The sequence below is a fragment of the Methylovulum psychrotolerans genome (genome assembly GCF_002923755.1).
In the GTDB taxonomy this organism is placed as follows: Bacteria; Pseudomonadota; Gammaproteobacteria; order Methylococcales; family Methylomonadaceae; genus Methylovulum; species Methylovulum psychrotolerans.
Genome location: NZ_PGFZ01000007.1, coordinates 88,933 through 109,693, shown reverse-complemented (window position 1 = coordinate 109,693; position 20,761 = coordinate 88,933). Strand labels below are relative to the sequence as shown.

Annotated in this window: 21 protein-coding genes; 4 read left to right on the top strand and 17 right to left on the bottom strand. The window is 51.1% G+C overall.

Annotation, left to right across the window (positions count from 1 at the left end; genetic code table 11):
* The 12 genes from AADEFJLK_RS25195 to AADEFJLK_RS15110 form a co-directional block, all read right to left on the bottom strand.
* Window positions 1-341 (bottom strand): AAA family ATPase (locus tag AADEFJLK_RS25195; protein ID WP_211299231.1); only part of this gene is annotated, 341 nt, incomplete at its 3' end.
* A 53-nt stretch (window positions 342-394) separates the two neighbouring features.
* A complete protein-coding gene (locus AADEFJLK_RS15160; protein ID WP_103974843.1) occupies window positions 395-1,003 on the bottom strand; it encodes a Uma2 family endonuclease in 609 nt (202 codons plus the stop codon).
* 10 nt (window positions 1,004-1,013) lie between these two features.
* Entirely contained in the window at window positions 1,014-1,847 is an 834-nt protein-coding gene (gene kdsA, locus AADEFJLK_RS15155; RefSeq protein ID WP_088617952.1) for a 3-deoxy-8-phosphooctulonate synthase, read from the bottom strand.
* Between the two features lie 285 nt (window positions 1,848-2,132).
* Window positions 2,133-2,609: a Uma2 family endonuclease gene (locus tag AADEFJLK_RS15150; RefSeq protein WP_088617953.1), complete on the bottom strand. Its 477-nt coding sequence runs from the start codon at window positions 2,607-2,609 to the stop codon at window positions 2,133-2,135.
* Between the two features lie 44 nt (window positions 2,610-2,653).
* Window positions 2,654-4,300, bottom strand: coding sequence for a CTP synthase (gene pyrG / locus AADEFJLK_RS15145; protein ID WP_103974842.1), 1,647 nt, complete (start codon window positions 4,298-4,300; stop codon window positions 2,654-2,656).
* 57 nt (window positions 4,301-4,357) lie between these two features.
* Window positions 4,358-5,710, bottom strand: coding sequence for a tRNA lysidine(34) synthetase TilS (gene tilS / locus AADEFJLK_RS15140; protein WP_103974841.1), 1,353 nt, complete (start codon window positions 5,708-5,710; stop codon window positions 4,358-4,360).
* Window positions 5,698-6,522 carry an undecaprenyl-diphosphate phosphatase gene (locus tag AADEFJLK_RS15135; protein WP_103974840.1) on the bottom strand — a complete coding sequence of 275 codons (825 nt, stop codon included), beginning with the start codon at window positions 6,520-6,522 and terminating at the stop codon, window positions 5,698-5,700. Before AADEFJLK_RS15135 ends, tilS begins: the two co-directional genes overlap by 13 nt.
* 57 nt (window positions 6,523-6,579) lie before the next feature.
* On the bottom strand, window positions 6,580-7,311 hold the full coding sequence (locus tag AADEFJLK_RS15130; RefSeq protein ID WP_103974839.1) for an ABC transporter ATP-binding protein: 732 nt from the start codon (window positions 7,309-7,311) through the stop codon (window positions 6,580-6,582).
* Window positions 7,299-8,045, bottom strand: a complete 747-nt coding sequence (locus AADEFJLK_RS15125) for an ABC transporter permease (protein WP_088617958.1) — start codon at window positions 8,043-8,045, stop codon at window positions 7,299-7,301. Before AADEFJLK_RS15125 ends, AADEFJLK_RS15130 begins: the two co-directional genes overlap by 13 nt.
* Complete coding sequence (locus AADEFJLK_RS15120; protein ID WP_103974935.1) at window positions 8,042-9,001, bottom strand: ABC transporter substrate-binding protein; 960 nt, start codon at window positions 8,999-9,001, stop codon at window positions 8,042-8,044. Before AADEFJLK_RS15120 ends, AADEFJLK_RS15125 begins: the two co-directional genes overlap by 4 nt.
* 84 nt (window positions 9,002-9,085) lie before the next feature.
* Complete coding sequence (locus AADEFJLK_RS15115; protein WP_103974838.1) at window positions 9,086-9,742, bottom strand: pyridoxamine 5'-phosphate oxidase family protein; 657 nt, start codon at window positions 9,740-9,742, stop codon at window positions 9,086-9,088.
* A gap of 141 nt (window positions 9,743-9,883) precedes the next feature.
* On the bottom strand, window positions 9,884-14,020 hold the full coding sequence (locus tag AADEFJLK_RS15110; protein WP_103974837.1) for a DEAD/DEAH box helicase: 4,137 nt from the start codon (window positions 14,018-14,020) through the stop codon (window positions 9,884-9,886).
* A 228-nt stretch (window positions 14,021-14,248) separates the two neighbouring features.
* Here AADEFJLK_RS15110 and AADEFJLK_RS15105 point away from each other — a divergent pair, with 228 nt between their 5' ends.
* From AADEFJLK_RS15105 to AADEFJLK_RS15095, 3 genes are read left to right on the top strand one after another with little or no spacing between them, the layout of a single operon-like run.
* Complete coding sequence (locus AADEFJLK_RS15105; protein ID WP_249028059.1) at window positions 14,249-14,791, top strand: peroxiredoxin; 543 nt, start codon at window positions 14,249-14,251, stop codon at window positions 14,789-14,791.
* Window positions 14,792-14,820: 29 nt separating this feature from the next.
* Window positions 14,821-15,225, top strand: coding sequence for a VOC family protein (locus AADEFJLK_RS15100; RefSeq protein ID WP_103974836.1), 405 nt, complete (start codon window positions 14,821-14,823; stop codon window positions 15,223-15,225).
* A gap of 5 nt (window positions 15,226-15,230) precedes the next feature.
* Complete coding sequence (locus AADEFJLK_RS15095) at window positions 15,231-16,016, top strand: SDR family NAD(P)-dependent oxidoreductase (protein WP_088617963.1); 786 nt, start codon at window positions 15,231-15,233, stop codon at window positions 16,014-16,016.
* Window positions 16,017-16,167: 151 nt separating this feature from the next.
* On the opposite strand, the gene AADEFJLK_RS15090 is transcribed toward AADEFJLK_RS15095, so the two are convergent.
* The 3 genes from AADEFJLK_RS15090 to AADEFJLK_RS15080 all read right to left on the bottom strand — a co-directional run bounded on the left by AADEFJLK_RS15090 (window position 16,168) and on the right by AADEFJLK_RS15080 (window position 18,654).
* A complete protein-coding gene (locus AADEFJLK_RS15090; RefSeq protein WP_088617964.1) occupies window positions 16,168-16,605 on the bottom strand; it encodes an NUDIX domain-containing protein in 438 nt (145 codons plus the stop codon).
* Window positions 16,606-16,960: 355 nt separating this feature from the next.
* On the bottom strand, window positions 16,961-17,923 hold the full coding sequence (locus tag AADEFJLK_RS15085) for a beta-ribofuranosylaminobenzene 5'-phosphate synthase family protein (RefSeq protein WP_088617965.1): 963 nt from the start codon (window positions 17,921-17,923) through the stop codon (window positions 16,961-16,963).
* A gap of 50 nt (window positions 17,924-17,973) precedes the next feature.
* Window positions 17,974-18,654, bottom strand: coding sequence for an HAD family hydrolase (locus AADEFJLK_RS15080; RefSeq protein WP_249028058.1), 681 nt, complete (start codon window positions 18,652-18,654; stop codon window positions 17,974-17,976).
* 109 nt (window positions 18,655-18,763) lie between these two features.
* Between AADEFJLK_RS15080 and AADEFJLK_RS15075 the strand changes: the two genes are divergently transcribed.
* Window positions 18,764-19,126 carry a nuclear transport factor 2 family protein gene (locus tag AADEFJLK_RS15075; protein ID WP_088617967.1) on the top strand — a complete coding sequence of 121 codons (363 nt, stop codon included), beginning with the start codon at window positions 18,764-18,766 and terminating at the stop codon, window positions 19,124-19,126.
* 4 nt (window positions 19,127-19,130) lie between these two features.
* Here AADEFJLK_RS15075 and lpxA read toward each other — a convergent pair whose 3' ends face one another.
* Together lpxA and AADEFJLK_RS15065 are read right to left on the bottom strand one after the other, a co-directional pair.
* Complete coding sequence (gene lpxA / locus AADEFJLK_RS15070; RefSeq protein ID WP_088617968.1) at window positions 19,131-19,904, bottom strand: acyl-ACP--UDP-N-acetylglucosamine O-acyltransferase; 774 nt, start codon at window positions 19,902-19,904, stop codon at window positions 19,131-19,133.
* Between the two features lie 62 nt (window positions 19,905-19,966).
* Complete coding sequence (locus tag AADEFJLK_RS15065; protein ID WP_103974835.1) at window positions 19,967-20,737, bottom strand: ATP-binding protein; 771 nt, start codon at window positions 20,735-20,737, stop codon at window positions 19,967-19,969.
* Between the last annotated feature and the right edge of the window lie 24 nt (window positions 20,738-20,761).

The window sequence follows — 20,761 nt, the reverse complement described above, 5'->3', positions numbered from 1 at the left end:
TCTATAAGACTAACTTTTTTTAAAAGTCCCCCTATTGGCGTATCAATCTTTTCCCCATTAATCAGCAACGTTACAAAGTGACTTTTTTGAACAGGCTTCTCAATCTTTATTAAATCCCCATCCAACTTCTCAACAGTAAAATCACGAAAAGGTATTTCGTTAAAAGCCGCAATCTGAAAAGCAAACAAGCTATTAATCATACGCAACAGGGTAGTTTTACCAACCCCATTGATACCATGCAAAATAGTGATACGATCTTCTTGGTTAAACTCAATATGGTGATCATATTGATGAAATAAACCCGTAACAGAAACAGATTTTATACGCGATGAATCAGCCATTTTGCACCCCAAATTTAACCAGTGGCGTTCTGGGCAACTCCGAAAGCATCATGTCAAAGCTCTTTAAACAACACCGCCAAATCCACCGCCAAATCAGGGAACAAATAAGACACCGCCTTATCGTCACCCGCATAACTGTTCAGCAAGCGGTATTGCTGCGCCCCGTCATCCAAAACAAACTGGCTGATAACCTCCTCATAAGGAAACACCAGCCAATACTCCTTAACACCGCTTTCGGCATAAAGCGCGTGTTTGGTTTTGACTTCTTTCTTGGAATTGCCCTTGGATAAAATTTCAATAATCCAATCGGGTGCGCCGTTGCAACCTTGCTCATCCAACTTGCTGCTGTCGCAAATCACGCAAATATCCGGCTGCACCACCGTAGTCACTTCTTTATCGGCTAACAGCGATTTGCGGCGGTCGTAAAGGCGGACATCAAACGGTGCGGCGAAAGCCTGACAGGGCTTGCTTTCAAAATAATTAAATAAAGCGCCATTTAATCGCCATGAAATCCGTTGATGTTTGACATTCGGTGCCGGACACATCAACGAGATTTTGCCCTTAATCAGCTCCACGGCCTCGTCAAACTGCCACGTCAAATAATCCGCGTAACTGTAACTGGCGTTCAAGTCTAGCTGTGACAATTCGGTGATGGCAGGCATAACTCACTCCCTATAAGGTCGTTTCAATCAAAGGCTGGCTTTTCACGGCTTGATCCAACAGCATCAGCGTTTCTAATAACTCGCGCATACGGTGTAAAGGCCAAGAGTTCGGGCCGTCGCTTTTAGCTTCGGCGGGGTTAGGATGGGTTTCCATAAACAATCCGGCAATACCCACCGCCACCGCCGCCCTAGCCAAAACCGGGACAAATTCCCGTTGGCCACCCGATGACGTACCTTGACCACCGGGCAATTGCACCGAATGCGTGGCATCAAACACCACCGGGCAATCGGTATCGCGCATCGCCGCCAAAGAGCGCATATCCGAGACTAAATTATTATAGCCAAACGACACACCCCGCTCGCAGACCATAATCTGCTGGTTGCCCGCCGCTTTGGCCTTATTCGCCACATGCACCATATCCCATGGTGCAAGAAACTGGCCTTTTTTGATATTGACCGGAATGCCTTGGGCAGCAACCGCTTGGATAAAATTCGTTTGGCGGCATAAAAATGCCGGGGTCTGCATCACATCCACCACGCTGGCGACTTCCGCCAACGGCGTGTCTTCGTGGACATCCGTCAGCACAGGCACACCGATTTGCTGTTTCACTTTCGCCAAAATCTCCAAACCGCGCTCCACACCCAAGCCACGGAAGCTTTCATGCGATGAGCGGTTAGCTTTATCAAATGACGATTTATAAATAAACGGAATGTTTAACGCCGTCGTGATTTCTTTTAAGAAACCCGCCGTATCCAACGCCAATTGCTCGCTCTCAATCACACATGGGCCGGCGATTAAAAATAAGGGTTGGTTCAAACCGACTTCAAAGCCACATAATTGCATGAATTTTCTCGTTGTTATGTAAAATAGTAACCGTTAAGCCAGTGATGGCATTATTCGTACGCCCACACGCCAAAGACTCCGGTCAAGCCGATGGCGAGGTCAGGAAATAAGCACGGAACCGCCTTATAGATACACCCACTAATTGGGCGGCCGAGTGGAGTGCAAAGGTCTTTAGCCTTTGCACGATGGCCTCTGGCAGTGTGTACCAACATTCAGGTTGGCGCTTGCTTGGTGGCGAACCCTATATCCGTCCCCAATATCGGCGACAGGCTTATCATTAATCCATCATACGTCAATTTTTTCAGGAAACTGCGGCACCAATACAGAATGTAGCAGCGGATAGTCGGCATTAAAAAAGCTCATTGCGCCTTTTTCATCGCACATCCAAACCTCTTGCGCACCCGCCTCAAAATACAATTGCCGTTTTTCCGCCATTTCCCTTGCCGTGTTACTGGCGGAAATGATTTCCACACAAATTTCTGGGGCAATAGAGGCCTCAGTTTCACCTTTAATTTTTGCCAACAAGCCTAACGATACCCACGCAACATCGGCAACTTTCGTGCCTTTGCTGGTTTTAATCGCGCATTCGGGGAGTGTTTTCCCTTCTTTTAGCAGACAACGCAATAAGAATTCTATTTCACCTTGCAAAATAGAATGATAAAGCTTTACAGGACACATAATAACCCGACCATACTCGTCCAACTCAATCTTAAAAGGCAAATCCCTTAAACTGGGGTGATCACAAACTTCTTGCCAATTCATAGTGCCGTTGCTCCTAGATACCTGCAATAGGCCGGCCAAGCCGCTTATCGGTAAGCCGGTTCGTTCTTCATCAGACTGTAACGCACCGCCGCCGAGACAAAACCAGAGAATAACGGATGGCCTTTACGCGGTGTCGACGTAAACTCAGGATGGAACTGGCAAGCCAAAAACCACGGATGTTCCGGTATCTCAACCACCTCAACCAAACGCCCGTCTATCGACTTACCCGAAAAACGCATCCCGGCTTTTTCCAATTTCTCAAAATACTGGTTATTAAACTCATAACGGTGACGATGGCGCTCAGTAATCACATCTTTTTGATACAGACTATACGCCAAGGTATCATGTTGTAAGCGGCACTGCTGACCGCCCAAACGCATAGAGCCACCCAAATCGGAATTTTCGTCACGCGTGACCAATTTCCCACTCTCCTCCATCCATTCGGTAATCAGGCCGATGACCGGATGCGGCGATTTAGGCAAAAACTCGGTGCTGTGCGCCCCTTCTAACCCGGCGACATCGCGGGCGAATTCAATAACCGCCGCTTGCATACCCAAACAAATGCCCAGATACGGGATATTGTTCTCACGCGCATACCGGACAGTCGCAATTTTGCCTTCGACCCCACGCTCACCAAACCCGCCCGGCACCAAAATGGCATCAACCTCTTTCAGCCTCGCGACACCCTCATCCTCAATCACCTCAGAATCAATATAAACGATATTGACCTTAGTGCGCGTACGGATACCCGCATGGATCAAGGCCTCATTCAGCGACTTATAGGCATCCGAATGGTCAACATATTTGCCGACAATAGCAATATTGACGCTATCGACCGGATTAGCCAACGCATCCAGCACCTTATGCCATTCGGTCAAATCGGCAGGCGGCACATCCAAACGCAGCTTATTGACGACAATGTCATCCAGACCTTGGTCATGCAGCAAAATGGGGATACGGTAAATCGAATCGGCATCCACCGCACAAATGACCGCTTTTTCTTCAACGTTAGTAAACAAAGCGATTTTGCGCCGCTCACTGACCGGCACCGGCTGCTCAGAACGGCAAATCAAAATATCCGGCTGGATACCGATACTGCGCAATTCCTTGACCGAATGCTGGGTCGGCTTAGTTTTGATTTCCCCCGCCGAGCGGATATACGGCACCAGCGTCAAATGGATAAACAAGGCACGGTCAGCGCCCAAATCAAAACGCATTTGCCGGATGGCTTCCAAAAACGGCAGTGACTCAATGTCACCGACCGTACCGCCGACCTCAATCAAGGCCACATCCATACCCTCGGCGCTTTGGTAAATACGGGCCTTAATTTCATCAGTGATATGCGGAATCACCTGCACAGTCGCGCCCAGATACTCGCCTTTGCGCTCCCGGCGCAACACATTGTCATAGACCTGACCCGTGGTGAAATTGTTCTTCTTGGTCATCGTCGTTTTAAGGAAACGCTCATAATGCCCCAAGTCCAAATCGGTTTCCGCGCCGTCTTCGGTAACGAACACCTCGCCATGCTGAAACGGGCTCATCGTGCCGGGATCAACATTAATATAAGGGTCAAGCTTGGTCATCGTGACCTTAAGGCCCCGCGCTTCAAGAATAGCCGCGAGAGAGGAAGCGGCAATGCCTTTGCCCAGCGATGAAACGACACCACCAGTAATGAATATGTATTTGGTCATGTAAATAATAAGGTCTTCAGAAGAGAACGGAGGACAAACGAATAAATAGTGAGCATTTTAATCGACAAAGGCCATTTCGTCATGGGCTTTCGGGAGTTTTGATAGACAAATACGCAGACAGGCATTTTCTGACTGGCAATAAAACTCCGCAGCCAGCCAATACCCCCCCACCGCCGCCAGTTGCCCATCCAAATAAACCAACGGCACCAACTCGCGCTCCCACGGCGGTATCCCCGCCTCTTGGAATAATTTCTTTAAGCTATGCCGCCCTTGCCGATGCGGCAAACGGATTTTCTCCCCGCCTTGCCGCGCCCGCACCTCGACACAGCTCTGTTGCCAAACCGCTAGGGCAATCCCTGTAGAAGCAGGCACGCACTGCAAACACTGCCGGGCATTCAACACAAAAGCCGCTTGACCTTGCGGCCATACGCCTGTTGCCAAGCTCAGGCTATGGGGGGGCAGACAATACAGCTTATCTTGATAACGGCGCAGGCAGTAATCGGCAATCGCCACGACAGGCGAGGCATCGGGACGTGCCGCCAGCACTTCGGTTTGCAGATGCGCCAGAAGCTTCTGGGAGGGCATTTTAACGTGTAAACCTTGCAACCAATGGCGGATAACCCGCTTTTGCTCAGCCTCGCTATAGGCTAATAAGCGGCTAATCGTTAAGGTTTGGTCGGCGGGGTTAAATACGGGTGCTGCCAAGCGGCCAGCGAGGTCACTTAATACCGCTTCGGCTTCGGCGCAATGCCCGGCACTCCGCGCCACGGTTTTATCCAAAGCAGGCCAGCGACGCTTTAATAACGGCACAATCTCGTTACGCAAAAAATTGCGGTCATAATCGCTATGCTGGTTGCTGGGGTCTTCCACCCACACTAAGCCATGTCGGTCTGCATAATCGGCAATCGCCTGTTTAGCGACCGCCAGTAACGGCCTGACTAAAACCCCCTCCCCAAACGCCATGCGTTCGGGCATCCCCGACAAGCCGCGCAAACCACTGCCCCGAAACAATTGCAACAACACCGTTTCCAATTGGTCTTCACGGTGCTGGGCGACCAGTAACACATCATCTTTAGCCAATAAGGCCTTTAAAGCCGTATAACGGGCATTTCTGGCCGCTTCTTCGGGGCTTTCACCGGGCTGAGGTTGGGCGTTAACGTGCAGCACCTGAAACCCCACCGCCAAGTGCGCGGCGGTTTGCTGACAATGCGCCGCCCACTGCCCGGCTTGCACCTGTAAGCCATGATGCACATACACCGCCGTGATCCGTTCGCGCAACAGCAGTATAGCCGCCGCCAAGTGCAGCAGCACATGCGAATCGACCCCGCCGCTATAGCCGATGATAATACGCGCAGTGGGCGGGGTGGGCGCTAAGGCGGCGATAATCAGCTCAGGCGTTAAGCCGACCACTGCACCAAGCCGCTATACGCGGTTGCCAGCACCACCAAACCAAAGACAATGCGGTACCAAGCAAAGACGATAAAATCGTGGTGACTGATATAACGCAACAAAGCTTTGATGGCGATTAAGGCGCTAATAAACGCAGCAATAAACCCCACTGCAAACGGCGGTGCGTCGGTCGCCAAATCGAACAGTTCACGGTGTTTATAAACATCATAAGCACTCGCCAAAAGCAACGTGGGGATCGCCAGAAAAAACGAGAACTCGGTCGCCGCCTTGCGTGACAGGCCAAATAACAAGCCGCCGATAATCGTCGCCCCTGACCGTGATGTGCCAGGAATCAGCGCGAAGGCTTGCGCCAAGCCTAATTTCAAAGCATCCAGCCAGCTTAAATCTTCAACTTCTTGGACGCGGATCTTATGCTGACGCTTTTCTGCCCAGATAATCACCAACGCCCCGACAATAAACGCCAAGGCGACCGGCACGGGCTTAAACAGCTCGGCTTTGATGATTTTACCGAACAGCAATCCCAGAACCGCCAACGGCATAAAAGCAATCGCCAAATTTAAAGTGAATTTTTGTGCCGATTTTTGGCTAGGCAAACCCATCACCACCGTGGCGATTTTTCGGCGATATTCCCAGCATACCGCCAAAATAGCCCCAACTTGGACAGCAATGGCAAAAACCTTGCCTTTCTCATCATTCATATTGAGCAAATCGCCCACCAAGATTAAATGTCCGGTGCTGGAAATCGGCAAAAATTCGGTTAATCCTTCAACAATGCCTAAAATAAAAGCTTTAATCAGTAGTATGAGATCCATAATTAACGTGGGTAGAAAGTGAGAAAGGGGATGACGATTTAGAAAGGTAGGCGGGGCTTATAACAGCACATTAATATCAGGGTAGTCCTGCTTAAGCTGTTGCCGAAAGGCTTCAACCGCCGCTTCATCATTACGTTTATTACGCGCAATCGGCACGGTCAGGGTGCGGACGACCGTCATCGGCGAGGCCGACAAAAACACCAGCTTATCGGCCAAAGCAATGGCTTCGCGCAAATCATGGGTGACAAACAACACCCGGTGCGGACGTTGCTGCCAAAGCTGCATCAGCAATTCGCGCACCTGCCGGGCGGTCGGCGCGTCCAAGGACACAAACGGCTCGTCCATCAGCAACAAATCAGGATTAACGGCAAACGCGCGGATAATGGCGACCCGGCGGCTCATGCCCAGCGACAGGCGTTCGGGATAGACTTGCTGGACACTGGTCAGCTGCATCGCGTCCAACAGCGCATCAACGGTACTGGCGGGTGTCGCCTCCGCTAACACCAGCTCGATATTCTCACGGACAGTCCGCCACGGCAACAGGCGCGGGTTTTGGAACACATAACCTATCTTAGGCGGCTGCCCTCCCCCAATCTCGCCTTGATAATCCTTATCCAGCCCCGCCAAAATATTCAGCAAAGTGGTTTTGCCGCAACCCGAAGGGCCGACCAAGCACACAAACTCGCCGGCGTTTAAGTCTAAAGCAAAATCCGCAATCGCCGCCTTCACCGCCGCCTTGCCCACCGCCGGATAAGTTTTGCTCTGGATATGGATCTTCATCGCCGCCACCGTTGCGCCGACCTATCCAAAGGCTTTAACACCGCGACCTCAAACACCTGCATCACCACCACAAAAGCCACGGTATAAGCGAGGATGCTGGCGACATCGAACAATTGGAAAAATAAATGCAGTTGGTAGCCCATGCCGTTGCTACGCCCTAACAGCTCGACCACCAGAATGATTTTCCAAATCAACGCCAAACCGGAACGGGTCGCCGCCATGACGAACGGATGCAGTTGCGGCCAGATAACATGGCGTAAGGTTTTGCCTTTGCTAAAACCATAACACCGCGCCATCTCCAACAAATCCTGGTCTAAAGCACGGGTGCCTTCCCTGACCGTGACAATGACATTCGGCAATTTATTAATGACCACCGCCAGTATCGCCGCCGACTCCACCAAACCCAGCCAGACATAACACAGGATAATCGTCACCAAAGCGGGGACGTTAAGAAAAATCACCAGCCAATTATCGAAAAACGCATTCAGCTTTTCGCTACGTCCTAACACAATGCCGATAGCCGACCCCATCAGCATGGCGACCGTAAAACTCACCACCAGCCTCAGTAAGGTCACCCCCAAATGGTAAGGCAACTGCCCCGACACTATCGCCTGCCACAGCACAACCGCGACCGTATAAGGCGCGGGCAAAGTATGGCTATCCACCAACAAAGCCACGCCTTGCCAAAGGGCGATTAAGGCCAATAAGGACAGCGCGGGTAAAATAAACGGGCGAAACTTCAAAGCGGGCCGGGAGTCCAGAAAGTACCTGCCGGCAAGGTTTCGCTAGCCCCCGTCAATTGCTGTTGGCTTAAGGAATGTAACAAACTGTAAATACGCGCGGCGGCTTGTTGCTCCTTATCGCCCCAACCGCTGATATTGCCCTCGCAATAATGGCGGCGCAACACCGCTTGCGTCGCCACATCATCTGTCTGAGTCAACGGCACAATTTCATGCCAAGCGGCATCATCGGTACACAATTGGATTTTCGCCGCCGCACTGGCCGCTAAGAAATGCGTCAGAGCCTGTTGATGCGCCTGCGCCCAACTTTGCTTAAACACATAGCCTAACGTGGGGACTGTTTCGTGAATCCCTAGGCCTTGTAAAATGCCCTTACCGTCAATGATTTGCCGATAGCCTTGGCCTTCCAAACGGGCGGCAAAATGCCAATAGGTCAACAACGCATCAACCCGTTTCTGTAAAAGCTGCTCGTTTAGCAACGGCGGCGCACCGACGGTTTTTTCCACCGAAGCATTCAAATCCAAATGCTCTTGTTGCGCCAACGCTTGCAACAACAGCCAATTTTTATCCAACTCGCCGCCCGCAACGCCTAAACGCTTGCCCACCAAGTCTTTCAGCGTATGGATAGGGCTGTCTTTCGCCACCACCAACGCGCCAGAGGCACTGGAATAAGGATAAAACGTAAAATCCGTGCCCGTTGCGCGTAACCGCGCCACCCACAACCAATCGGAGACAATCACATCCACCGCGCCAGATTGCAACGCCACCTTAGCCGCTTCAGGATTGGCGACCTGCTGGACGACCAATTCATAATCCGCCGCCGGATGTTTGTTTAAGGTAGCCAACTCCCAAGCCACCGTTCCCGTGGCTTGTACCGCAAGATGGATAGTAGTTTTTTCCGCAGCTACCGCCAAGTTAGCCGTCAGACAACATGCAATGAGAAAGCCAGTAAATTTCATAAAACCAATCATTTTGCAGAAGTTTAAAAGCCGCTATTTTAACGTGTCTGCCAGCACGCGTGTGAGAATGTTTACTATTTCCGCCTAACCTTCACCCTTCATCACCAACATACCATATTCTTCCGGCGTAATAGTGCCGCCACACCCCGCAACCTGATGCAAGTCAGCTTCGGGCAGGACATCTTGAATGGCATCAATGCGCTTCCATTGCGGCGACGGAGTGGGGCATTCCGGCTGCGGGGCATATTTGGAGGTCGCCACGCGCTGGTATTGATGGATATAGCGCGGACAATTGACAAACACCTCGGTGACGGTCACGCGCACTACCAATTCCGCTTCGTGGAACTCGGCCAATAAGGGATCATCGCGGTCAATGCTGGCGACACCATGCACACGGATGCGGTGCGGGGTTGTAAAATCAATAAACAGCAAACCGACCTTAGCATTGACGCTAATATTGCCCATCGACAAAAACATGCCATTGCCATTGTAACTGGGAAAAGCCAAAGTTTTGCTGTCTAACACCTTAACAAAGCCCGGCACACCGCCTTTATACGAGCAAGTGGGATAACCGCGATGGTCAACCGTCGTCAAAAACAGCATGTCACGGGTCTCGATAAAGCCCTTGTGCATATCATCCAACTCCGGTTGGACAATGATTTGCCCCACCCGCTCCGCCAGCCCACGGGTCGCAAATTGGTCTTGCAGGGAAAGGTGTTGATCGCCGTATAGGTCATTCATGGGTTGGCTCCGGTCAGGTAAAGTGGCTAGTCTATAAATTTATTCTAAATGATAGCAAAAATGCGTTGCCAGCGGATAACCCTTAAAGCCAAGGCCGTTACGCACCGGATTTATTGTAAACATCGTTCGCTTAGCGCGTAGTTAATCAATATCGCTAATCAACGCCATCATATCCTCAACCGACATCTTACCGCTCACCTCGCCCCCTTCCAGCAAGCTGTTCGCCAAATCGCGTTTATGCTTGTGCAAATCGACAATCTTATCTTCAATGGTATCTTTAGCGACTAGGCGGTAAATGGTCACGGGGCGTTTTTGCCCCATGCGGTGGGCGCGGTCCGAAGCTTGGTCTTCGACCGCCGGATTCCACCACGGATCCATGTGGATAACATAATCGGCGGCGGTCAGGTTTAAACCTGTCCCGCCTGCTTTCAGGCTGATTAAAAACAAATCGCCATCGCCCGCTTGGAAAGCATTCATGGCTTTTTTGCGTTGCGGTACGGGGGTCGAGCCGTCCAGATAATGATAAGTAATGCCCTTCTTATCCAGTAACTCGCGGATCAGATCCAAATGTCCGACAAATTGGCTAAACACCAAAGCCTTATGGCGGTTATCCAGCAACTCATCCACCAACTCCTCAAACGCTTGCAGCTTGGAACTGCCGATATGAGAATCTTCCATCACCAAGCGCGGGTTACAACAAGCACGGCGCAACTTCATAATTTCCGCCAACACCTTTAACTGCTGGTTGCCCGGCTGCTCTTTCGCGGAAGCAATGGCATCCATCGCATTACGGCGCAAGGCTTCGTACATAGCCCGCTCTTCGGCACTCAGCTCAATATGCAGGGTAACTTCGGTACGCGGCGGCAATTCGGTCAAAACATCATTTTTCAGCCGCCGCAAAATAAAGGGCCGCAACAGTTTTTTCAGGCGTTGCTGTACCGCATGGTCTTGCTGATTTTCGATGGCATGGGCGTAGCGTTCGTTAAAGCGGCTCAGCGAGCCTAACAGGCCGGGATTGATGAAATTGAACAAATTCCATAGTTCGCCCAGATGGTTTTCTATCGGCGTACCCGTGGTGATCAACTTAAACTCGGCTTGCAAGGACATCGCCGCTTTGGAGCGTTTGGTCAGGGCGTTCTTAATCGCCTGTGCTTCGTCCGCCACCAACGTTTGCCAGCGGACTTGCCCTAAACGCTCAGCTTCGGTTTGCAACAAACCGTAGCTACAGACGATCAAATCAAACTCGGCCGCATTATCTAACATGGCTTGGCGGTCACCATGACCAAAATGTTGGACGTTCAGCGTCGGCGCAAAGCGTTGGGCTTCTTCCAGCCAATTGATGCACACGGAGGTCGGGGCCAAGATTAAAGTCGGCCCTTCTGGGGCGCGTGATAAAATCAAGGCCAAGGCTTGGACAGTTTTGCCTAAGCCCATATCATCGGCCAAACACGCCCCAGCCCCCCAATGTGCCAGACGCGACATCCATTGGAAGCCTTCGCGCTGGTAATCACGCAACTCGCCTTGCAAAGTGGACGGCACTTGCGGGTTTAAGTCGCTAATCGCATTCAAATGCTTTAACTGGTCTTTCCAAGGCTTACTGGCCGTAATCGCCATACCTTCGGTAATGCCGTCCAAGGCCGGAGCCGCTAAGGCATGGAAGCGGATTTTATCGTCCTGCACCTCACCTAAGCCCGTCAGATCATCCAGACGCTGGCGCAATTCACGGGTCAGGGCAATAATCTGCCCGTCTTCCAATTTCAAAAAGCGGCTGTTAGAGCCACTTAACAAGTGCATCAGCCGCTGCATATTAAAGACCTGGTCGTTATCAACAACCAAATCCCCGTCAACGCTAAACCAGTTTTGTTCTTTACGGATCGAGAACTGCGCCTGTGACAGGCCTGCCTCACGGCTGAGGCGGATTTTTTTGCCTTTCGGCCATTCCAGCACCGCAAAATCTTCACTCAGTGCCTGCAAATCCAGCAATACCTCCAGCGCCATTTCAGGATCATCCAACAGCCATTTCAGTTCCTTGTCCTTAAACAAGCGGGGACAATCGGCGAACAGCTTAGCGACATGGGCATTTTCGTCCTTAAAATCGCGGGTGGTTTGGTATTGCTGGCCGTCAATATCCGCTAATACTGTCGTACCGCCACTGGCGGGCTTGTACAAAGGGCCGCCGCTAAGAAACGGCTGGATAAACACATCGATTTGGATACCCTGCCCAACCGGCTGCAAATGGATATGCAGGCGGCTATCGGCGGCGACATCAATGGCATGGCTGGAAGTGCCGCCAATATCCGACTGCACCGTCAGCATAGAGGCGATTGAAGCAATGGAATCAATGACTTGCTGGCGGGCGGAAGCGGGTACGACCAAGCCATTTTTGCCTAGAATCTCAGCAACTTGCAGATGCTGGTTGTTAATGACATAAATAATCAGGCCATGATTGGCGGTTTTTTGGGCGATAATGCGTTGGCCGCTGATTTCTGGGAGCAACGAAATACGCAAATTATCCCCCTCCTCCTTGACCAATAATTGCGGCTCGGTAATGCTGATGTCGACCGGCTTGCCCGTTTGCTCTTGACCCGCCCAATAAACATTGGGGTGTCCGGCCGCGGCCAGCAGGCCATCCACCGACAATTCATACACGTCTTTGGCATAATAGCCGTAATAATCGCTTTCTTTATCAATGACGATTTTCGTGCAAATCTTCCGGTCTTGCTCGCTCAAATACTCATAATCGGCCAAATCATGGTAAAGTTTTTTCAACGCGACCGGACGGCCTTTACTCCATTGGCCATTTTTGCTCAAGCGCTGCTCTTTCGGCACCAGAAATACCTCATTGCCCTCCAAGCTCAAACTCCACACCATGCGCAATTCTTGGCTAGTCTGTGCGCTAGCGGCTGGCTGGCCGCTGAGCTGGGTTAACGCCGTTAAAGCCCGCTCCCATAACGAGACTTTCGGCAACAAGTCGATAATCTCAGCAAACGGCGATCCGGCATAAAACGCGGCGATTTGTCGGCAATCGGCATCCTTATACTGCACACGCTGTAACAGTAAAGAACTGACCGCCGCATACCAAACAAAACCGGCATTTTGCGCTTGCTGGCACAGTTTCGCCAAGCCCGCCATAATCGCCACCATCGGGGCATTATTGGCAATGCTGTCGCTATCGACCAGCCAATATAAGATCAAAGCCTGAAACAAACGCTCGTAAGGGAACGTGGTGTGTTTCAGCAATTGATGACAAGACTCAATAGGTGCTTTGGCCTGATACACATCAATGGCTTGGTCTAACAGGCTATGGGCGAGATAAAACGGGTCATAGCCCGCTTTCGCCAGCATCGGCAAATGCTGTTTTTTAAGGTAAGCCACATTGTCCCCGGTTTGCGAGCGCAGCAACGCCAAAGCAAAGAAACAGCCATACAAGCCAGTAATGGTGATATTACGCTTATTGGTCTCTTTTTTTAGTTGCCGTAACGCCGCATTAAATAAGCTGATCGCCTCATCATTACGGTTTTGGAAAAACCGGGCGGTCGCTAATATTTTTAAACCCTCACTGGTCGCATCGCCCTCCAACCACAGCTGCGCATCCTGAAAATTGCCGCGTAACAGCCGTTGCTCAATAACCGTATGGGCAATTTCTGGATAACCGGGTTTGGTATTGCCAAACAACTGCTCCAGCAACAAATAAGGTTTTTTATCGGCGGTAAATTCCGTGTAATTGTTTGCCACCAGATATTTCAATGCCCCATATTGCATTTGCACAGGTAAGCTGGTGAACCAATCGGCATCAAAATCGTTGAAAAAGACGCAGTTAATATGTTCGGCAAAATATTGCGGATAATTGGCATATAAACGGTCAATATTGGCCATAAATGCCGACACGCTGCCTTGATACAAGAACAGCCGCAATTGCTTGACGATATGGCTGGCAATCACCCGGTGCGAGGGATAATAACCGCTATCGGCGATCAGCAAAGTCGCCAATTTTTTAAACCAAGGCTGCTCGACAGCCAAACGCATCAGACCTTCGCTATAACTGGGATGGCAGGCCCAGCCATCATTAGTGGCAATAATGAATTTACTTTTATGCAACTTTTCCTTAAGAACCTTATCTACTAAACGGACGGTTTTTACCTCGAAACCACCTGCTTTGGTCAACAAACTTTGCAAATTCGTCTGGCTAATCGGTGCATAAACTACCGCTAAGGCCATCATAATGTCTTGTTCGGCAGGAGTCAGCGCATTAAACGCAGCAAGTAATTTTTTATTCATTTTCAGAAATCGCTAATCCTTAGGGTTAAAGCTATCGCCATGAGGTTTTAAAAACACAAAGCAGACCATTAAGCACATGATTTTAAAATCATAAATCTTTAATTTGTTTTCGGGGTTTAATCGCTGGACATTCACCTGCCAGCTATCTATCATGCCACACACGGAACACACCAAGTGCGTTACCGTCACTGTCCAATAATGCTCAACTGTCCAAATGAGGGGTTTTTTATGCTAGAAAAACAACAATATGCACCGATGTTCAGAGCCTTGAACCAAAACAACCAATTAGTCAGTTTAACCGATTACGCCGGAGAAAAGAACCTCGTCTTATATTTTTATCCTAAAGACGACACCCCCGGCTGCACCATAGAGGCCAACCAATTTACCCAATTGGCAGACGAATTTGCCCAACTGGATACCGTCATTATCGGGATCAGCAAAGACTCATGCGAAAGCCATAGCGAATTTATCAAAAAATACGCCCTGAAAGTCGAATTGCTGGCGGACACGCGCGGCGAAATGTGTGAGAACTACGGGGTTTGGCGTGAGCGTGAAAAAGAAGGCGTTAAAAGCATGGCGATTTTCCGCTCGACGTTCATTGTTGATAAACACGGTGTCTTAGCCGAAGTGATCTACGGTGTCACCCCCGAAGGCCACGCCCAAGAAATCTTAGAAAAAATCAAAAATTTGGGCAAAAGCGCAGCAGTAGAAACAGCAGCAGAAGAAGTAACAGAAGCAGCGGCGGACGAAACAACCGCCGAGGCGCAATAACCACTATCCACCACTATTAAGGTTTACGCATGGACGTATCAGGTATCAACCACATCAATATTGTCGTTTCGGCCGGGCAGTTTCCGGACGTAGTGACGTTTTATGAGCAGATCATCGGCTTAAAGCAAGGTTTACGGGCGGTTTCCAAACGCAATGGCGCGTGGCTGTATTGCCACGACACCGCCATTATCCACCTGTCGGTGGTTGAACAACCCCCTTACCGGGGCAGTAACGGCCACTTTAACCATGTCGCCCTAAGCTGTAGCGGTGTCGCCGCTTGGGTGCAGCACTTAAACAGCCATCAGATACGCTATGATGTGGATTACCGTCCTGCGCCCGCAATGACCCAGTTGTTCCTGTACGACCCTGTCGGCATCCGCATTGAACTCAACTTTGCGGGGGAGCAACTGGACTTATCCGCCCCAGGAGCATAGCAGCCATGACCTCTGCACAAACAGCACCCGAACAACATCTTGACCTGAGCGGCAAAGCCGCCTTTATCAGCGGCGCGGCGGTCGGCATAGGCCGCGCCACCGCCTTGGCCCTAGGCAAAGCCGGGGCGATTATCGGCCTGCATTATTATAGCAGTGCCGCCGCCGCCCTCAGTTTGCAAGAAGAATTGGCCACCCAACACATCAAAAGCATTTTATTGCCCGCCGACCTGACCCAAGAAGCCGAAGCCAACGCCGCCATTGACAAGCTGGTCGCCGAGGCCGGACGCTTAGACATTGTCGTCAATAACAGTGGCGGTCTGGTAAAACGCGCCAAGATTGAGGACTGCCTGTTAGAAAACTGGCAAAAATCGCTGGACATCAACCTGACCAGCGCTTTTTTGGTCACTAAACGCGCCATCCCGCATTTACGCGCTACGGGTAACGGCAGTATAGTGAATATCCTCTCCTTGTCGGTACAAACCGGCGGGGCTAACGGCGGCGGGGCGTATGCCGCCGCGAAAGGCGGGTTGATGGTGTTTACCCACACCTTAGCCAAAGAACTGGCCCCGCAGATCCGTACCAATTCGGTCATGCCCGGCACAGTGGAGACCCAACACCATGAAATCCACTCGACCCCGGAAATGATGGAAAACTACCGCAAACAAACGCCCTTAGGCCGCAACACCTACGCCGAAGAAGTCGCCAGTTCGGTGCTGTTTTTGAGCAGCAACATGGCCTCGCATATCAACGGCGCGTTAATTGACATCAGCGGCGGGCGGTTTTTACGGTAAGCGTAAACCGTCCGCGATGGGCCGTCACTTATTGGGCAACACAGAGCGGAGTGCAATGGTCTTTAGCCATTGCACGATGGCTTAACCGAGTGTACCAACATGCAGTCCGCCAAACGCCGGACTCCCTATCAAGCACCCTGCGGACGGCCCCTTAAACCCGGATTGGCGTAACTTGCCCTGCGGTCAGATAATACTGATAATCCGCCAACACCAGCGCGTGGTCAAAGGCCAGTTCAGTGGTCAAATTATCAAACGTAAAAATAGCGCAATTTTTCGCATCGTCCGCCGCTTTTGGCATTCCCCGCGCTTCGCCGACATACACCGCCGTCACCGTATGGTTACGAATGTCGCGCTTGGGGTCGGAATATAAACCCAGCAACAGTTTCAGCGTCACCTCCAGCCCCACTTCTTCCTGCGCCTCACGCAACGCCGCCTGCTCGACCGTTTCGCCGACATCAACAAAACCGCCCGGCAATGCCCAGCCGTACGGCGGGTTAGCGCGTTCAATCAATACAAAGGGGCGATGGGGCAAATCAATCAGCTCGATAATAATATCGGCGGCTAACAGTGGTGTAACGGGCTTATACATAGACATTCCTGAACAAAGATAGCAGACCAAACCGACGATTTTACCCCTTACTGACAATAAAGGTAAAACCACCGGCTGCTATACAATGCCCAGCAAGCAAACGGCGGGCAATAAAAAAGGCGTTCTATCCGAGAAAATAGAACGCCAGGATGGCACCAAACACAGGCGAACGTGACGGTATCTTGACTTACCTTAGTACCTGCACTTATGATGCCATATCCATAATAATCCTGACATTCAATGACTTAACATGTTCTAGCATAACACCCCTACAGACCATTATTAGCTTTTGCACTATAATAAGGCAAAAATAGTCCAAAGCAATGCGTCAACCCACTTTATATGCTAGCCTGACTTAATAAACCGCCACTTCGCCGCCGCTATTTCTCGCACTGGCAACCACTATCGTCACTTTGTCAAAATGCGTGAACCGCTCCCGCGCCTGTTGCGCCAGAGCTTCTGCCAAAGCCACGCCTTGCAAGGCACAAAAGCCCGTAGGCCCCCACGATGTTTGTCCGATGGCCACCGCCCCCTGCCCTGCCAGCCAAGCCATCACCTGCGCCACTTCGGGGCTAGTAAACACACCGCCTTGCGCCGAGGCGAAATGCTCGCCCACCGAGCGTTGCAGTTCGGTTATCACCTCGCCGAATTTGCCTAAATCTTGCTCTGCCACGGCAGGTAAGCCCTGCATCAACAGCAAATAGCACAAACGCGCCGCCTCCAGTGCCGAAAACGGCGGCAACTGACTAAAGGCCTGAACCTCCTGCGAACCATGCAAGCCTTGGCCACGCTCATCAAACACCAGCACAAACCGCCAATCCTCAGGAATATCCATCTGTACCAAAACGGGTGGGGTAATGGTTTTTTCACCACGGCCACCATCCACAACCAAGCCGCCCCGCTCAAAAATACCGATGCCAATGCCCGAACGCAAGCCCCGCTCGGTGACGGCAGCAATCTGCCGCACCGACAAACCCAAGCCATAAATGCCGTTAAGGGCCATACCTATCGCCAAAGCCATTTGCGTACCCGAACCCAAACCGACATGCTCAGGTATCGCGCTATCAATACGGATACGCAGTTGGTCGGATACCCCCAAGGCTTGGCAAAGCATAGTCAGGCACAGTTCCGCCCGCTTCGAAGACGGCCCGGTGACCAAACGGGTGGCAGCGGGGCTAGCAGAAAGGCGGGTACTGATTTCATTCAAGGCCACACCGATACTGCCAAAGTGGCGGCCTAACGAACCGCTTAAATCAAAGAATCCCATGTGCAAGCGGGCGGGGGCAATGACGGAGACTGAAGAATAATGAGCTTTCAAATTGAAGATACAAAAAGTAGTGCGTAATAATGAAATTATACCCGATTGCGTTACCGATGGGCGAACTCAGCGCGGATAGTTGCCAAGACCGCCGATAAATCAGGCCGCATCATAGCGCATAACGCCAGTGCCTGCGTCTCAACCGGAGAGCCGGACGGCACCAACACCGGAAACGCCCCCGCGCTGTGCGCGGCCATAATGCCAGTCAACGAATCTTCCAACACCCAACAGGCATGGATAGGCGTTTGCAATAAGGCCGCCGCGCGTAAAAACACATCCGGCGACGGTTTGCCCGCCGCCACGTCATCACGACCCACCAGCACCTTAAACGCGCCAGCCAACCCCGCTAAGGCCAAACACTCCTGAGCATTCGCCGCCCGGCTATTCGTCGCCAAGGCAAACGGAATTTGCCGCGCCTCAAGATACGCCAACAACTCGGCCACCCCAGGCTTTACCGGAATACCGTCTGTCGTCACCCGTTCCCGCCAACACGCACCTGCACGGCGGTTAAATGCCTGTATATCAAAATCCGCCCCGCAAGCATCCTGTAATTTAGCGTCTATAGCCTGATGATGCAGGCCGGATAAAGACCTACAAAAACTGTCCGATAAATAGTGACCCATCCTTGCCGCCGCCTGTTGCCACGCTTGGCAATAAGTGCTTTCGGTATCAAGGACAAGGCCATCCATATCAAAGAGAACGGCAGAAAAAGGCATAAGCTTATCGTTCACAGTTTTGGTTTTTAGTTAGTGACGGCTTAAAATAATAGGCAAGGCCTGTACCCGAAGGAACACCGCCCCGGTAACTACCCACATAAAACAACTTAAGCCCAATACCATCATGTTAACCCAATCCCACGCCAATACCCTAGCCCAAGCTTGGCTTAATGCCTGGAACCGCCACGACTTGCCCGACATTCTCAGCCATTACGCCGAAGACATTAGCTTTACCAGCCCGTTTATCGTCGCCCTACAAAACAGCTCAGACGGCACCGTCCACGGCAAAACCGCCTTGGCTGGCTATTTTGCCCAAGGCTTAGCAAAATATCCCGAACTGGCTTTCCAATTATTGCACGTCGTTACCGGAGTCAACAGCCTTACCTTAATCTATACCAGCGTCAATAACTTACTGGCCGCCGAAGTCATGGAATTAAATAGGGAAGGATTAATACAACGGGTGCAGGCACACTACTGCCAGCCTTAACGCGCTAATCATCAAGCGACATAAAGCCATGCAGGCCACGTTTGGACTTCACCGCCAACCAGGCTTTCAGCATCAGCAATTCTTCGGTTTCCTGTAAGCCGTCCAAACTCTGTTTATTCCGCAATAAACGGAACGCAGCGGCTAAGACGTTATAACGCTCGCCCGTAATGCCCGCCCGTCTTAAGCCAATGGTATTGAGCTTATAATGTCTAGCAGGACGGCCACCAATCAGCGTAAAGGGAATCACATCCATATTTAAGCCCGTTGTCCCCTGCACTATCGCAAAAGCCCCGATGCGGCAAAATTGGTGCGCGACCACCGCCCCGCCCATAAAAACATTATTGCCGACCTGGACATGCCCGCCTATCGCCACGTTATTGGCAAAAATGGTTTTATCGCCGACATCACAATCATGGGCGACATGGCTATTGCTCATAAAATAACAGCCCGAACCGATACGGGTTTCCCCATCCGCCTTACTGGCGCGGTGAGCGGTAAAGCCTTCGCGGAACACATTATTATCCCCGCAAATTAACCATGACAACGTTTCTGCCTTAAAGCCAGTGTCCTGTGGCAAACCACCCAATACCGCGTGTGGGTGCAATATATTGCCCGCGCCCATTTTGACATAAGGCTGCACCACGGCCTGCGCGCCGATGTTACAGTTATCACCAATTTCCACCGCACTTTCGATGACGGCAAACGGGCCGACAGTGACGTTATCGCCGAGTTTGGCATCAGGGGCAATATAAGCGGAGGGATGGATAAGGCTTGTCATGGTTAATGTCCGTTTCGTTTGTTAAAAAATAAAAGTAAAAGCCGAGCCACCCGGCACATCCGTCAAACAAAAGCCGTGCCGACAAACGCATTATAAAACTGCTTAGCTGTCCGCCCGCTTTTTGACGCACGTTGATGGGCAAAATCCAAGGCGGCTTTATGCAGGCTGGCGCGGGCAGCGTCCGCCACCTCAGGAAAAAGGCTATCGACAATAGCCAAATACGCTGGGGGCGTTTGCGGATAAAACCCTAACGACAGGCCAAAACGGTCAGACAGCGAGGTTTTTTCTTCTACCGTGTCCGAATAATGCACTTCCCTATCGACTAAATGGGAATCGAGGTTATCTTTCATCAACTCCGGCAGCAAATGCCGACGGTTGGAGGTGGCATAAACCAAGACATTGTCCGGCGGCAGCTCAACCGAGCCTTCAAGCACGCTTTTTAACGATTTGTAATGGCTATCGCCAGATTCAAAAGACAGATCATCACAGTAAATGATAAAGCGTTGGGGGAGTTCGCGGATGTCATCGACAATTTCCGGCAAATACACCAAATCTTGCTTATCCACTTCAATCAGGCGCAAGCCAGCGATTTTATAAGCATTCAGCAAGGCTTTGATTAACGACGATTTTCCCGTACCCCGCGAACCCCACAACAAAGCGTTGTTGGCGGGCTTGCCCGCCAGAAAGCGTTCCGTATTGTCCACCAGCAACTGTTTTTTACCGTCAATCCCCAATAAATCATCCAATTGGATAGGATCAATGTGGCGCACCGGGCGCAGGTATTCTTTGCGTTGCCGCCAAATGGCGGCGTAAGTGACATTCCAATCAATCATGGCTCATACCCCTAGACGATAAAA